Here is a 15,512-nt window from a genome sequence, read left to right as displayed (position 1 = left end):
ACATGAGCCGCTTTCTGAAATAGTGTATTAGCTATTAAAGACGATCTGCGATCATTGTCTCTAGCTTGCCTTGGTCAACTGCGAAGTTACGAATACCTTCAGCTAGTTTCTCAACAGCCATTGCTTCTTGGTTGTGATCCCATAGGAACTCTGAGTGCGTCATTGCAGCTGGACGATCTTTTAGCTCAGTAGTCGCTACTAGTTTTTGCTCAACAACGCCTGTTGCATCTTCAAGTTCTTGAAGAAGTTGTGGGCTGATTGTTAGACGGTCACAACCTGCTAATTCAAGGATTTCACCAATGTTACGGAAGCTTGCACCCATAACAACAGTCTTATAGCCGTGCTCTTTGTAGTAGTTGTAGATACCAGTTACAGAGATAACGCCTGGATCTTCTTGTGCTTCAAAGCTACGGCCTTCTTTCGCTTTGTACCAATCCATAATACGACCAACGAATGGTGAGATTAGGAATACGCCAGCTTCAGCACATGCACGTGCTTGAGCGAAAGAGAATAGTAGTGTTAGGTTACAGTTGATGCCTTCTTTTTCAAGAATTTCAGCAGCACGGATACCTTCCCAAGTTGATGCTAACTTGATAAGGATACGGTCATTAGTGATACCCGCATCATTATAAAGTTTGATTAGGTGGCGTGCTTTAATTACGCTGCCTTCAGTATCAAAAGAAAGACGAGCGTCAACTTCAGTTGAGATACGACCAGGAACAACGTTTAGGATTTCTTTACCAATGTTTACTGCAAGCATGTCGCAAGTATCTTGGATTTGTTGTGCTTTATCATTGCTTTGTGCTTTTGCGTAAGCAATTGATTGGTCAATTAGAGGTGCGTACTCAGCAATTTGTGCTGCTTTTAAGATCAATGATGGATTTGTTGTCGCATCTTCAGGCTGGTACTTGCTGATATCTTTAATGTCACCAGTGTCAGCAACAACAGTAGTTAGTGCGCGTAGTTGTTCTAGTTTTGTGCTCATATCGATCGACCTTATGTATAGGGCTTATGTCATGATGGCATCAGTTATAGCCTGAAATGCCCTCATGTTCAAAACAATTCATACTGACTCTTAACCACATTTGTTATAACCATTAACTCACCGAGTGAGCGGATGGACTGTGCAAGAGCATTTGATGTGTTGATAATTGTCTTTTTTGCCTTTTTTGTCAATTCAAAATGGGAATAAATCAGATTAAGATCGCAATAAAAGCTGTTTTAGATTTTATATGTTGTTTGGTTGAGGAGGTGAGGTATTTTTTTGCTTTTTATGAGCTGAGCATTTGATCTGGCTGTTGATCATTTGTTTGGTTTGTTTTGAGGATGAAAGGGTAAATATAGTAGAAATAAGATGTCAGGAATGTTAAATAATATTAAAAAGGTAATAAAATTGTCCTCAAATAGCGCTGAGGGTATGAATGTCTCTGAGGGGAGAAGGGGCTTAATAACAGTAAGCGTAGTGAGTGTTCAGATTAAGGTGCTGTCGAGCGATCATAGCGAAGTGGTTAAATTACAGGTATAAAAAATGCCGGCCATAGCCAGCATTTTTATTATTTATCAGTAAAGATAAATTATAGAGCTACAACGTTTGCAGCTTGAAGACCTTTAGGTCCTTCAGATACTTCAAAAGATACTTTTTGGCCTTCAGCCAATGTTTTGAAGCCATCAGAAGCAATAGCAGCGAAGTGAACGAATACGTCAGCACCGCCGTTATCTTGAGAAAGGAAACCAAAACCTTTCGCTTCGTTAAACCATTTTACTGAACCAGTTGTTTGATTAGACATGTGATGTCCCTTTTAAATGTGATTAATTAACCGCCAAAATGCGATGTGCTAAGTGGTTAAATTATTAATGTTGCTGCCAATACAAGGGAAACACTGAAGTACAAAACGATAACGTTGATGTAACTGAGGGTTTAACTGTTACTTGGTGTTGCATTTAATAACTCTCTAAACAACAGAGCGAGGCATATAATAACAGGTGTTCTTTTTTTGTACAGTGATTTTTATCAATAAGAGAAAAAAAGATTCTTGCTGTTAGTGTCGATTGATTGAGAAGGTGCGGAATTGTACTGTCTTTCGTGAAAATTCAGGTAAAAGTGCTTTTAGAACACATGAAGTCCCAATAATCGGACATTATGATCTTTACTGGAAATCCAAGTTATTACTTCAAGAATGGTTAAAATGTTTATAACAAGATAGGACAAAAAGAGTATTTTATTTTTACCTAAATATTAAATAATAAAAACACCATATCATTGTTTAATATATATTTAGCGCTAACAAATTTGTTAGCATAAATGCGTGTTTAGTAAGCGGCTAAACTGACGTGTGAGTTATGATAAATCATCAATAATTAATGGAGCCCATGATGATCAAACCAGATGCATTAACTATCCCAGTTACCATGCTAGGGTATGATTTCGATATTATTATTAACAGTTGGGAGAATGGCTTTGATGGCTACCGACAGTATCATGATAATCGCCTCGAAGTAATGGAAGGCAATCTCGGGGTCAATTTAGACTTATTGTATACTTATAGCCAAGGTAGTGAATGGTTAGCACAAATTCCCTCTTATTACATTTCCTTGTCAGCCACTTATGGTGAGTATCAATATCAAATACTATGGTTGGTGGCACATTCATATGCCGCAAAGCAATTATTACAACAACGTTGTTTATTGTTAGCGCTGATTTGTGATCACTATAAAACGGATAATGAACAAGCATTAAAAGTGGTTAATATGGGGCAGCGAGAGATCCTGTCGCATTTAGGGTTAGATAATAGTAAAGCGGCACTTAATTTTTTAGATAAAATTCAATTTAGTCCGAATTTAGGCCAAGCGATGTATTTGCTGCGTAAATATTTAGCTCCTGATGATAAACATTATTTACGCTTTAAACACTATCAATGCGTTAATGATTTTTGTATTTTTTTAGATGAAAAGATCAGCGAATTAACCGGTACTAAATTGGGTGTTGCACTATCATCAGAGTCATTAAAAAATACTTGGTCCACCATTAGTTACATTAGAGACACGATTGCGTTAGGTCATCAGTTAGCGATCATTGGTTCTGATCGTATTGTGAGTGATCTGAATGATTATGACCATCTGGTACGTTTGCATGATAACTGGACACAACAGCGGATCAAACTGCAGGATTGTCGGCCAAGTAATGCCGATGAAGGTTATCATGTCTATTGGGCTGACGCTCCAGAATTGGGTATTTATGCGATTAGAAATTATGATGCATTACTTGAAGAATCTACGCAACAACAACATTGTATTGTGGCCTATCATGATAGAATTGCGAGTCAACATTACATGGCATTTTCTATGCACAACCCCGAGCGATTAACAATAGGGATTAATTGTTTACCTGATGGTAAAGGGATGGTTATTGATCAAATCAGAGGCAAGAAAAATTCAGCGCCTTCAGAGATAGCATTACAAATTATTCAGCAGTGGTTTCACCGTCAAAAAACGTCTTAACGTCTTTGATGTTTTGATGATATAGCTTAATCAAAATGAATAATATTTTTCATATATAGCTAAGTGTTTTTAATTAAATTGACGTAATTCTCCATATATAACTTTCGAGCCTAAGTAGGAGAATTTAGATAGGGTGTAAAGTCAGTTATTGCTTGATTAGTGCAGACCTTAATGGTTCTGCAAATATATGTCGTAAAGCAGGATATGAGGATGTAAATCTAGTATCGAGGGGGCGTAATGAATACGCCCACGTTATCAATGTATGGTTTTAACTAGAAAAAGATTAGAAGTAAGACAATGTTATGCAGTATGCCTATCTGAGAGTCATTCACCTGCGTTGTAACAACGTTCTAGCGAAGCCCCCACTATATAAATAAGGAAATAAATTTAGTGGTGGGTAGTTCACATGACCTTGCCTGAATGAAATCAGAGTGTCGATTCATGTGATTGCTCTTAATACAGCCATCGTCTTGATGGCGTTTGATGTTAACGTCAAAACCGCACCGTTATTGTAATAATTGTTCAAGTGTCATTGGTGAGGACATCAACCCCAGTGCTTGTGCGGGTGTTACACCTGCTTTATTTTGATGACAAAGGTTATGCCAAGCTCGATAGATATCCAATAACGGTAATAAGCTGGCAGGACGCAGTTTACGCCGTGGTTCATTAACCATATGACTAAATTGATCATGAAAACGTTGCTGATATACGGTTGCTGCTTGGTGGGTGGCAATCGTTAACCAATGTTGTTGCTGTTTTTTATTGCCGCCAAGATGACAAATGCCTTTATTACTGCTGTTATTACGACTAAATGCCCACCGATCTCGCCACCATCCCATTAATACGATATCAATTTTTTCAACCTGCTGTCCGTGTTGCCAGCTGTTATCTTCAACAACATAAAGAGGATCAATAGTATGGTTATTAATCCGATCAATAAAAACAGACAGACAAGCTGAGCGTAATAAGGTTTCTTGAGGCATAAAGACGGCAAAGCTAGCAATACTTGGATTGAGTAATTTGCGTAAATATAAAAAATGACCATAGACCGTATATTGAGGGCGGATCAAACAACCTTTGGTCGGATAGTTAATGGTAACTTCACCACTCAGTGGATTTTCCATATTTTTACGGGCTAAAATTTGACGATAAGTGGCATCAATATGGGCTAATAACCCTTGTGATGTTGTTGGTTGATCGTGAGGATGATGATAACTATGTGGTGCGATAAAACGGGTATCGACCTGATAGGCATCGTGGTGATCAACGTAAGAGGCAGCAGCTTGCGTTTGATAATTCACATGTTGGCTAATGACATAGCCTGAATCTGCCTCGGCAGTGGCTATCCATAACACGCCATTATTACTGTTAGGCTGTAACGGCGTAAAATCAGTAGCAAGATGATGGGAGTGTGATTGCTTGCCGAGTCGCGCATCAAAAATCGTCAGTTGGCGACGACAACGTGCCGCAATATTATTCAGTTGATCATAAAAAGTTTTTGGGTTCATCGCGAGACGTCGGCAAATTTCTCGTACCGTATGCCCTGTAAATAAATACGCTAATAATTTTTGCTGCAATTGATGCTTGTTATTACTGTTTGACCACGGGTCGACAAACGTATGCTGACAGGCTTTGCAACGGTAGCGTTGACGTTCGCCACTAAAACCAAAGGCATGATAAAACTGACGGTAGGTGAGAACAGGGAAGCCATTATGTGGGCAAGTATCGTTTGAACAGGCGGCTAAACCACTATTTTGTTCTAGCGTTAGGCGCTGTTTTTCTGCAATAACATCATGATTACTGAGTACCGGGGGAAAGGCACCACATTCGCGGCAAATCAATACCGGACGTTGGAGATTACTGTTTTGCAGTACATATAATTGTGGATCGGTGCGACTAAAATTGACACAAGCAACCGTCTTACAATAATTGAACTGAATATTATCACAAGCAGGTGGCAACTGATCCAGAGTCGTGAGTGTTGAGGATAAAGTCATGGAGCATCGCCTGATTGTGTTTTAAGTAAATAGGATTATACCTAAGCGCAATGATGATGCTGGAATATTATTACTTTTTTGAATGAGATAAATCTTATTGAGTATAAAAAAGTGAAAAACGCATCGGTAAGACACGTTTTTCACTTTCTTTTGTCTTTCACTACAAACGCATTATGACTCGCGTTGTATTAGCATTGGAAGAAACTATAGGTTGATTGCAGTTTCTAGCGCTACATTCATCATTTCGTTGAACGAGTGTTGACGTGCTTCCGCACTTAATTTCTCGCCACGTTTAATGTGGTCAGAAACAGTCAGAATAGTTAGCGCTTTAGCACCAAGCTCTGCTGCAACACCATAAATACCTGCAGCTTCCATATCGACACCTAGGATACCTAGTTTTTCCATCTTATCGAACAGACCTACTTCTGGGCTGTAGAATAAATCAGCAGAGAATACATTACCTACACGTACAGCAACATTTTGTGCACGTGCTTGGTTTACGGCTGTTTCAAGTAAGTGGTAGTCAGCAATTGCTGCGAAATCGTGGTTAGCAAAACGAATACGGTTAACTTTTGAATCCGTTGACGCACCCATTGCAATGATAACGTCCATTAATTTAACGTCATCATGAACCGCACCACAGCTACCGATACGAATGATATTTTTAACACCAAAATCTTTGATTAGCTCATGAACATAAATAGAGCAAGATGGAATACCCATACCATGGCCCATAACGGATACTGGCTTACCTTTGTAAGTACCAGTGAAGCCGTACATGCTGCGAACATCACACACACGTTTTACGTTTTCTAGGTAAGTTTCTGCAATAAACTGCGCACGTAGGGGATCACCCGGCATTAAAATTGTTTCTGCAAAATCGCCAACTTCAGCGTTGATATGTGGAGTAGCCATGAAGTGCTCCTAGGTTTATGAGTTATTCAGAAGCAAGATTCATGCTTCAATTTATGGTCGTAGTTTATGGAATAAAATATTCAATTCTTGAGATCTGTGTCACAAAAACAGGGCTGTTTTGCTGAACTAATAATATTGATTACTAAATCTGTTGAAAACGTGAAGGGTATCGTTTTCTTTTTTGTGGTTAATTAATTGCTGAATTTAGTGATTTTTAATAATAGTCACATTTAATTTATTGATAATTAATATTTTTATTTTTAACTGACGGTTTTTGTTATCAAGTTCTAAAAAAAATATACGCGTAAAAGTGTAATCGATTACATTGGTGAAAATCACAATTGGTGGCTTTTAAATGATAAAAATAGTTATCAAAGAATGAATATTGAAACAGGTTTGTCTTGGACATGATCTTGGGTAGAATTAACAAAAAAAGTCACTAGAGAATACTATGTATAATTTAACCCAATTATCAGACAGTGAAAGAATGCGAATAGAGTTAGATAAACAAGCTTCATACACGGTTTGGAAAGTAAAAAATGGTAAAGTCGGTTATGAGGCCTTTGCTGAGTTAACTAATAATATTGAAGATGATGACGAACGCGATTTTTGTCAGCAAGCGGTGATGAAATATAAGACCTTAATGGGTGTTAATTAATAGATTCAAATGAACAGACTACGCCCCAGCGTACCGATATCACGTACGCTGGAGCAACAATTAACATGAGAATGATAGTCGGCGTAACCGATATAGTATTGCTTGCTAATGATGCTGAAGAGCATGGCTGTCATCGTGAGTTATATCATGAGCTATATCATGATGCTCACCGCTGTATGTCGCGGGTTTAACGGCAACATTCACTGTTATTTCACCGGCATGTTTAAAGGTTAATGTTAGCGGAAAATGTGAATCAATAATGGGTACTTCGGTGAGATTAAATAACATCACATGAAAGCCGCCAGGGGCTAATTGTTGTTGATGTTCTGCTGCAATGTTAATGGTATCAACTTTTCGCATTTGCATTAACTCATTACCATTATTTAAAATATGCAATTCGGCACTTTCAGCAATGGGTGAACGTGCGGCTATAAGCGTGTCATCAGTATTACTGTGATTGATAATGGATAAAAAAGCAGCGGCAACATTTGAAGTGGGTGGCACTGCTTTTGACCATGGGTGTTCTATTTCAATCGTGTTTGCAGTTACTGTGGTTGGAATAGCAACGATAATGCTAATCAATAAAGCAGTGATGACTTTCAACATAATGGCTCTCCTTTGCCCTTCATATTAAATTGAGTGTACATTGATAGTGTAGTGTCAGGGATGATGTTTCGCCATGTATCACACGAGGTTATAGCAATAATGATCGGCTTTTGGTTATTAATATGACGCTGTAGCCTTAGTGAGTTTGGTATCAATATTGTGCTTGTAATGATATTGATCGAGACTATTATTTTAATATTGCGTATTCTGTGTACAGAAACTAATCAAATGGTGAATAACAGTGAAAACAACTGAATTTTCTGCACTTGATGATGACAATGATAAACCGAATATGTCGTTTTCATTACACGCAGAAAAACGTTCTGGGCATAAAGCGCCACCGGCGAATACCCCTGATTTTAGTCAACCAGCATCTAGCTCTGATGTGGTTAATGATACGATAGTGATGGAAACGATGATAAAACCTCGTTCTAAGCGTTTAACAGATTGCCCTGCTTGTGATGGTATGGTCTCTCGTCGTGCCCATTTTTGCCCACATTGTGGTGAGCCAGATCCTTCACGTCATATGCAGCGAAACCAATGGTTTTCTCGTATTGTGTGGACAATTATTATTGCGGCGGCTGGGTGGTATATTTATACCTCTGTGGTGCCTTTGATTGTTGATCGCCTCAAAGGTTGATGTCTTTAATATCGCCAGCAGCAAGCTAGCGTTAATATTCTGATGTTATTGTATTGCCCCAATAATCGTTGTCGATTATTGGGGTTTTTTATTGATCATTAATGTGTTTTTTGCATGCCACGGGTTTGATTCATTGTACGTGAACCAGCAGTACCATAACTATTTATATCATAGCGATTAGGGGAGTAACCAATACGATAACGGTAACGTCGATCGAGTGGATATAAATTAATGTTATAATTATCAATTAATTGTTTTATTACCACGTTCATTTCTTTTTGTGGTGTGTTTTTTTCTCTTAAATAGTAATAAAGGTTCTCTGCGCGTTGTTGATTCATTGTGTCCTCCAATAGGAAAGGTTTGCTGATGAGCAATCAGGAATACACAGGAAATTGAGGTTAATAACATTAAAGAGGTTAATGTTGTGTTGGCGTAATTATAATGAATTTTCAGTCAATGATAATGAGGTTAATACTCAAATTACTTTTACGTAATAGTAATAATATATTGGTGATTGCGTTAATCGTGTCGATATTTGAATCTGAGTCATTATTTCTATTGCGAAATGGATCAATACCTTTAACAATAAAACAGTGTTTAAATGTGGTGAATTAGATGTTCAAACAAAGTACTAAAATAAATGTAGTGAGTATCGGTGTCGGGATATTGATTTTACCGTGGCTACCACTGCTTATTAGCCAGCATTCATTATTAAAAATGATAACAGCTGCCATTGGTGGAATTGCGTTTGCATTAGCGTGGGGAATTGGTTTACCTGCGGTTGTCAGTTATGGTGTTGCGATAATTATTTTACTCGCGCCGATGGTATTAGCCTTTTATTGGATAAAACATACGCTAACGACAATAGCAAAAAGTTAACCAGTGCATTTATGATAAAAAAAACAAGAAGACCAATAGTGATCTTCTTGTTTTAACAGATGATTAATTACGGTTAATTAGCAATAAACCTTATGCGCCTTCAAAATGATACGTCATATCTGTGGTATAAGTCATTTTAGTGAATAAGGTATTGGTTAATTGGTCTGCCAATGCTAATGCATCTGCAACGGTAGTCTTCTCAAAATCATTGATCAACGCCTGTGCTTTTTTAGGCTGGCGCTTGTAAATTTTAAGGTAATTCTTTTCAAGTTCCCGTTGTTTAGATGCAGTCTGTACTTCAAACTTATGGTAAGCCGTTTGTACGATTGGAGAGAATACTTTCCAATTTGTCATTGCCAATGTTTGCACTTTACGGAATGCCCAATTAGCCGATGCACTGTCTGCTTTATTAGTACCAATGGTTAATGCATGCGGTACTTCCGTCATACCTTGGTAATAAGGTAAGTAAACCCCGAGAGCACTCATGCCGTATGAGATATATTCCACATCACCAATCGCAGTTGGTAAATTAGGACGCACTTGTAATACGTGTGACTCTTGAGTGCGGAATACTGAAATAGGGCGGTAAGCTTCTTTCGGGTTTTGGGTTGCATAAGGGTCGTGTGATGTGCCTTGGTAATGATTACGCAAGCCTTGTTCAACATCGGCAACGCTAAGTTTTCTGGTTGGTTTTAAGAAAACAGGGAAAGTGGTCCCTTGGTCGATCTTGGTGGTTAAACCTTGAGTATACATATGCTGTAACGTCCACACGCGTGGATAGTTATACGTTACGTCGTTAGGTGTATCTTGTGAGTAAGCAGCATGGAAGTTGAAAGGTTTACCTGCTTCAGCTTTGTATAAACCGTGTTGTTCGGCAAAGCTTACTAACGTTGGCGATGCCATATAATTAGGGTTATTCGGTAAGTAAGTGCTTAATCGACCTTGGTTTGCTGAAACAAAGTATTTATCCGCAGGGATTTTCTCTGCCATCCATTGGTGACCGCTGCCACTTTCTAAATACCAAATACCGGTATTATCAACAAATGCAACCCCAAAACCTTCTGCCGCACCTTGAGTTTCAATGATTTTACCAAGTAACTCTACGCCTTCTTTTGCAGAGTGAATACGCGGTAAAATCACATTTTCAATGGCATCTTCACCAATACCCGTTTTAGTTACATACGGATCGGCTTTTAGTGCTTTTGCACCATTATAGATAGTTTCGGTTGCCGACATGCCTACGCCCGCAGAGTTAAAGCCTACTTCGCCCATGCTTTTATTATGAGTATCAAAATCAGACATTGAAGTGTATTGCAATGCGTCTTTAGCGGCTGGGTAACTGAAATTATTTGCGTTACCATGGAAGTCACTTTGCTGCATTTTTTCTGCAGGATGAAAGACAAAATGTTTAGCATTGGTTGCTTGGTAATCTTCATTACGAGCAATAATATAAGAGCCATCCGTTGTTGCTTGATTACCGACTAGAATGGTTGTACAAGCACTTGCAGGTAAAGCAATTACTGCGGTTAATGCTGCTGTTACCGCTGATGCTAAAAAGGTTATTTTTTTCATTTTTTTTAATTAGTTGATGAGATAAGTAACTAGTTATACGGGGAAAATTAACGTCGTTTTGTGAGGAATGTCACTTTTATATATCTATAATAGGTATAATTATTTTTCAGTTTTATTCCTTATTGGGTTTTTATTAATAATAACATGAACGAATCTATCCTGTAGTCGGTGATTTTATGGCCGTTATGACTCAGGACTGATGCATTATTGAAGTATTCTTCATAAGAAAAATTCACAATAAATATCAGTGATATAATGCCACTTTATAGCAACGAAAGGATTAAGCTAAACCATGAACAATAAAACCGTCATTATCAGTGCGTTTACCGCGCTATTATTATCAAATTCTGCACAAGCCGCTGAATCTTTAGTATTACAACCTGTGAGTGATAGCACTCTTGCGGCACCGTTAATTAAATTTGATGATAGTACCCATTATTTTGTTGGTGTTACGGGAGGAAGCAGTGATATCAGCATGACAGCCGGTACCGTTAATGGCAATAACAACACATTGAGCAATCATTTTTCATCGCCTGATGCGGCAGGATTTGTAGGGGCTGATCTGGGTTTTTATACCGCTGGTGGTGCAGGACGTATTTATTACAGCTGGCAAAAAATGAGTGCTCAGTCTGATTTAGATGGCGCTAAGGCGATTGAAACAGATGTGACGTTACATTTATTAAATGCCGATTATATTTTCCGTGCAGGTAAAACCATCAATCCGTTTATTGGTGCGCATTTAGGTTACATGATATCTGACACTAAAGGCGAGGGGTATGGTTCAAATAGTCAGTCAGGTGAAGTACTTGGTATTCAGGCAGGTGTCGCTTGGCGCATTTCCAATCATATTTCGGCTGAAATTGGGTTACGACATACTGCGACACAAGGTGAAGATGTTAAACCATGGTCATCAAATAAAGTTGCCTCACAAATAAAAAGTATTTCGACGGGATATGTATCACTGAATTACCGTTTCTAGGGTTATGTTTCAATCATGTATCAAGGTGGCTAGCATTATAATTAATGGGTGCAATTGCCACGTTGAGCCATTTTCTTAGACGGTGAGAAAACTGAAGGTTTACTCACCCGTTTAGCCGCGTATAATGCATCCCCCTAGTAAACGACAACCATTATCAATAAAGGACTTCACCTTGAAGCTATTCGTTAGAGATCTCACTGTAATTGACGCATCTTACTTGTGCCCACAACGGGGAATGGTGGGTGAGAGTTGGATTCTTGATGTGGTGATGTCGGGTGAGTTGAATGAAATGAGCATGGTGCTTGATTTCAGCCGCGTAAAAAAACAAATTAAACAACTTGTTGATCAATATGTTGATCACCGGTTATTGATTCCGACAGCATCAACGGCTATTCAAACCGCTACCACTAAAGCGGAATATATGACAGTTGATTTAGTCAGTGATCAACATGCAATCCACTTACACAGCCCAGAACAAGCATTTTGTTTTATTGATGCAGAAGCTATCACTGTTGAAAGTGTCACTAAACATGTAGAGCAAGTGCTGCTTGGTAATTTACCTGCCAATGTACAAGGGCTAGAAATAACCTTACGCCATGAAAACATTGATGGCGCGTTTTATCATTACAGCCATGGTTTGAAAAAACATGATGGTAATTGTCAGCGTATCGCGCACGGACACCGCTCACCGATTGAGTTAGTGGTTAATGGTCAACGCAATGCTGAATTAGAGCAGCAATGGGCACATCGTTGGGAGGATATTTACTTAGGCTCACAAGAAGATGTGATCAGTGTCGGTGAATTAAATTTAAGTGCGGCAGCGGCAAATATTAATGATGAAACCCATTACGGTTTTCGTTATACCGCCCCACAAGGCGAGTTTGAATTAGCGATCACAAAATCAGTGACTGAGATTTTAGCTACCGATACAACGGTAGAATTATTAGCTTCTTATATTGCGGATCAAATAAAACCACAATTAGCGGCGACTGATAGTTTAGATGTTTTTGCTTACGAAGGTGTAGGTAAAGGTGCGATGGTTACCTTAGGTTAAAGGTTAAAGGTTAAAGGTTAACTTTCCGCTTTTATAACTGATTAAGCGATAAAAAATAAGCTCAATGTGGTATTTATTTTTAGGAATAATATCAGGTTGGGCTTTTTTTGTGGTTAAATTTTCATCAAAAAAACAGCAATAATGAGAGATTTCGCACTAAATCTAGTTATATCACTTAATAGTCAGTTATTTGTGCGTAGACTTAATATAAGTGTCATAAACAAGAGGGATCGATTATGCCTTTAGCGCCTCTAACCAGTGACAAGCTGTATCGTACTGCAGCCCTAAACGGATTGAGTGATGCGTGTAAGTCAACTAAGCACCTTACACCATTAGATGAAATAGTAGGACAAGAACGCGCTCAACATGCGGTTGAGTTTGCGATGTCGATAAAAGAAAAAGGCTATAATATTTATGCCATTGGCCGTAATGGCCTAGGTAAACGTACCATGGTGATGCGTTATTTAAACCGCCACGAGACTAATGGTAATAGTCATACATTGTATGATTGGTGTTATGTGTCGAACTTTGGCGATACGCGCTGTCCGAAAGTGCTAAAACTCCCGGTGGGAGAAGGAAGTGGTTTTAAAAAAGACATTGAAAATCTAATGAAACGGTTAGTTAAAGCGTTTCCATTGGCGTTTGATAATGAGCTTTATTATTCACGCGCTGAAAAATTAAAATCAGAGTTAGCCACAAAACAAGAAACAACATTAAAGACGTTAACGAAAAGTGCTGAAGAGCGTGGTATTAGTGTCTCAATCACAACTCAAGGTGATTATCAGTTAGTGGCAATGAATGGTGAAGAGCCGCACAGTGAAGATAGTTTTGCTGCCTTGTCTGCTAATGATCAACAGGTATTTGAGAATACCATTAATGCGCTGGAAGTTGAGCTTCGAGGCATTGTACGTAAACTCACTGAATGGGAAGAACAATATTCAGACAAGCAGCAAAAGCTTGATGAAAATATTGCTCAAGAAGTTGTTGGTCATTGCATTAAAGATCTTCAACTGAAATATAAAAAAGTGGTTGATGTAAAAGCCTATTTAACCGATATGTATGCGGATATTTTAGACAATATTGATATCTTCCTTGAGGAAAATGAAGAACAAGTCGCACTTGCGTATGCGTCATTAGATAAAAAAATGCCGCGCCGTTACCAAGTGAACGTATTGGTACATCAATCTGATACTTGTAAGTTTCCTATCGAAGTTGAAGAAAGCCCAAGCTACCATTCTATTTTTGGTTATGTTGAAAACGCGACCTATAAAGGCACCGTGTTTACCGATTTTTCTTTAATTCGAGCGGGTAGTCTTCATCGTGCTAATGGTGGGGTATTGATGATGGATGCTGTAAAAGTACTTGAACGTCCCTATGTGTGGGATGGATTAAAACGTGCTTTACGCGCCCAAAAGCTCAATTTAAGCTCACTTGAGCGAGAAGTTACTCTTTCAGGCACTATTTCCCTAGAGCCAGAAGCGATTCCATTAAATGTAAAAATCATTTTATTTGGTGATTATCAAACCTATCAGTTACTGCAACACTATGATCCGGAATTTAAAGAATTGTTCCGTGTTACTGCTGATTTTGAAGATGATATGCCACGCACTGATATATCAGAAGAACAATATGCTCGGTTTATTGCCAGTATTGTGCATGATAACGATATGCTCCATTGTGATCGTAAAGCAATAGCGCGAATTATTGAATACAGTTCACGCCAAGCTGATGATCAAAATAAATTGTCGCTACACTCAGCGGATATTGCCAATTTATTACGTGAAACTAATTATGTCGCGCGTGCGTCTAATGCCACTATGATCCGCTGTAGTCATGTTGAACAAGCGATGCTAAATCAAGAGCTACGGGTGAGCCGTTTAAAAGATCATGTGATGCAAAGTTTTGTGACGGGTACTACTTTACTTGATGTTCATTCCCATGCTGTTGGACAAGTGAATGCACTGTCAGTGATCGCAACCTCTGATTATCAGTTTGGTGCACCAAGCCGTATTACGGCCACCACCGCTTATGGTAGTGGTGAAGTGTTTGATATTGAACGTAGTGCTGAGCTAGGCGGTAATATTCACTCAAAAGGGGTGATGATTTTATCTGCTTATCTAGCGTCTGTGTTTGGTAAGACTGCAACCATACCGTTAACCACGCATCTTACTTTTGAGCAATCGTATGGAGGTATTGATGGTGATAGTGCGTCAATGGCAGAAGTCTGTGCAATTATTTCAGCTTTTTCTGGTTTACCACTACGACAAGATATTGCGATTACAGGTTCAATGAACCAGTTTGGTGAAGCGCAGCCGATCGGTGGCGTAAATCAGAAAATTGAAGGCTTCTTTGATGTGTGTGGCATTAAAGGTAGAACGGCAGGGCAAGGCGTGATTATACCTGAGTCTAACGTGCACAATTTAATGTTACGTAAAGATATTGTTGAAGCTGTTTCAAAAGGTGAGTTCCAAATTTGGGCGATTAGCCATGTATCACAGGCGATTGAAATATTTACGGGGAACCCTGTGGGCATAGAGGCAGATCAAGGATTTTATCCATCAGATACGGTATTTGGTTTAGTCCAAAGTAAACTTAATGCGTTACGTCGGTAACAACGGATGTGAATTGTATAAACATTAGAATAGTGTTGTCGAAGTGATGATATTTAAGCTGACTATTTGATAGTTGGCTTTTTTCGTTCTTTTACTAAATTA

At 38.6% G+C, this 15,512-nt stretch carries 14 protein-coding genes; 7 read left to right on the top strand and 7 right to left on the bottom strand.

Going from position 1 to position 15,512, the window contains the following annotated elements:
- Positions 1-34 precede the first annotated feature (34 nt).
- Together tal and cspE are read right to left on the bottom strand one after the other, a co-directional pair.
- On the bottom strand, positions 35-985 hold the full coding sequence (gene tal / locus BTO21_RS15995) for a transaldolase (RefSeq protein WP_045028298.1): 951 nt from the start codon (positions 983-985) through the stop codon (positions 35-37).
- 589 nt (positions 986-1,574) lie between these two features.
- Complete coding sequence (cspE, locus tag BTO21_RS15990; protein WP_045028300.1) at positions 1,575-1,787, bottom strand: transcription antiterminator/RNA stability regulator CspE; 213 nt, start codon at positions 1,785-1,787, stop codon at positions 1,575-1,577.
- Positions 1,788-2,373: 586 nt separating this feature from the next.
- Here cspE and BTO21_RS15985 point away from each other — a divergent pair.
- The gene (locus BTO21_RS15985) at positions 2,374-3,498 is read left to right on the top strand and encodes a PcfJ domain-containing protein (protein WP_045028301.1); all 1,125 of its coding nucleotides are present in this window, start codon (positions 2,374-2,376) and stop codon (positions 3,496-3,498) included.
- A 506-nt stretch (positions 3,499-4,004) separates the two neighbouring features.
- On the opposite strand, the gene BTO21_RS15980 is transcribed toward BTO21_RS15985, so the two are convergent.
- Both BTO21_RS15980 and deoD read right to left on the bottom strand, forming a co-directional pair.
- Complete coding sequence (locus tag BTO21_RS15980; RefSeq protein WP_045028303.1) at positions 4,005-5,495, bottom strand: hypothetical protein; 1,491 nt, start codon at positions 5,493-5,495, stop codon at positions 4,005-4,007.
- Positions 5,496-5,699: 204 nt separating this feature from the next.
- Positions 5,700-6,410 carry a purine-nucleoside phosphorylase gene (deoD, locus tag BTO21_RS15975; RefSeq protein WP_045028304.1) on the bottom strand — a complete coding sequence of 237 codons (711 nt, stop codon included), beginning with the start codon at positions 6,408-6,410 and terminating at the stop codon, positions 5,700-5,702.
- Between the two features lie 451 nt (positions 6,411-6,861).
- On the opposite strand from deoD, the gene BTO21_RS15970 reads away from it, so the two are divergent.
- Positions 6,862-7,068, top strand: a complete 207-nt coding sequence (locus BTO21_RS15970; protein ID WP_045028306.1) for a DUF3283 family protein — start codon at positions 6,862-6,864, stop codon at positions 7,066-7,068.
- Between the two features lie 105 nt (positions 7,069-7,173).
- Here the strand turns inward: BTO21_RS15970 and BTO21_RS15965 are convergent, their stop codons facing one another.
- The gene (locus BTO21_RS15965; protein ID WP_052672619.1) at positions 7,174-7,674 is read right to left on the bottom strand and encodes a copper chaperone PCu(A)C; all 501 of its coding nucleotides are present in this window, start codon (positions 7,672-7,674) and stop codon (positions 7,174-7,176) included.
- 241 nt (positions 7,675-7,915) lie between these two features.
- Between BTO21_RS15965 and BTO21_RS15960 the strand changes: the two genes are divergently transcribed.
- The gene (locus tag BTO21_RS15960; RefSeq protein WP_232573120.1) at positions 7,916-8,314 is read left to right on the top strand and encodes a hypothetical protein; all 399 of its coding nucleotides are present in this window, start codon (positions 7,916-7,918) and stop codon (positions 8,312-8,314) included.
- A 98-nt stretch (positions 8,315-8,412) separates the two neighbouring features.
- Here the strand turns inward: BTO21_RS15960 and BTO21_RS15955 are convergent, their stop codons facing one another.
- On the bottom strand, positions 8,413-8,652 hold the full coding sequence (locus BTO21_RS15955; protein ID WP_045028307.1) for a hypothetical protein: 240 nt from the start codon (positions 8,650-8,652) through the stop codon (positions 8,413-8,415).
- 277 nt (positions 8,653-8,929) lie between these two features.
- Between BTO21_RS15955 and BTO21_RS15950 the strand changes: the two genes are divergently transcribed.
- Entirely contained in the window at positions 8,930-9,193 is a 264-nt protein-coding gene (locus BTO21_RS15950) for a hypothetical protein (protein WP_045028309.1), read from the top strand.
- A 90-nt stretch (positions 9,194-9,283) separates the two neighbouring features.
- On the opposite strand, the gene BTO21_RS15945 is transcribed toward BTO21_RS15950, so the two are convergent.
- Complete coding sequence (locus BTO21_RS15945; RefSeq protein WP_045028311.1) at positions 9,284-10,765, bottom strand: C69 family dipeptidase; 1,482 nt, start codon at positions 10,763-10,765, stop codon at positions 9,284-9,286.
- Positions 10,766-11,057: 292 nt separating this feature from the next.
- Between BTO21_RS15945 and BTO21_RS15940 the strand changes: the two genes are divergently transcribed.
- From BTO21_RS15940 to BTO21_RS15930, 3 genes are all read left to right on the top strand, one after another.
- Complete coding sequence (locus tag BTO21_RS15940; protein WP_045028313.1) at positions 11,058-11,744, top strand: outer membrane beta-barrel protein; 687 nt, start codon at positions 11,058-11,060, stop codon at positions 11,742-11,744.
- A gap of 172 nt (positions 11,745-11,916) precedes the next feature.
- Complete coding sequence (locus BTO21_RS15935) at positions 11,917-12,798, top strand: 6-carboxytetrahydropterin synthase (RefSeq protein ID WP_045028315.1); 882 nt, start codon at positions 11,917-11,919, stop codon at positions 12,796-12,798.
- 236 nt (positions 12,799-13,034) lie between these two features.
- On the top strand, positions 13,035-15,410 hold the full coding sequence (locus BTO21_RS15930; protein ID WP_045028316.1) for a Lon protease family protein: 2,376 nt from the start codon (positions 13,035-13,037) through the stop codon (positions 15,408-15,410).
- Positions 15,411-15,512 lie beyond the last annotated feature (102 nt).

The organism is Photobacterium phosphoreum, from assembly GCF_002954725.1.
GTDB classification, from domain to species: domain Bacteria; phylum Pseudomonadota; class Gammaproteobacteria; order Enterobacterales; family Vibrionaceae; genus Photobacterium; species Photobacterium phosphoreum.
The sequence above is the reverse complement of the archived record's forward strand: the minus strand, read 5'-3'. Positions and strand labels throughout refer to the sequence as shown.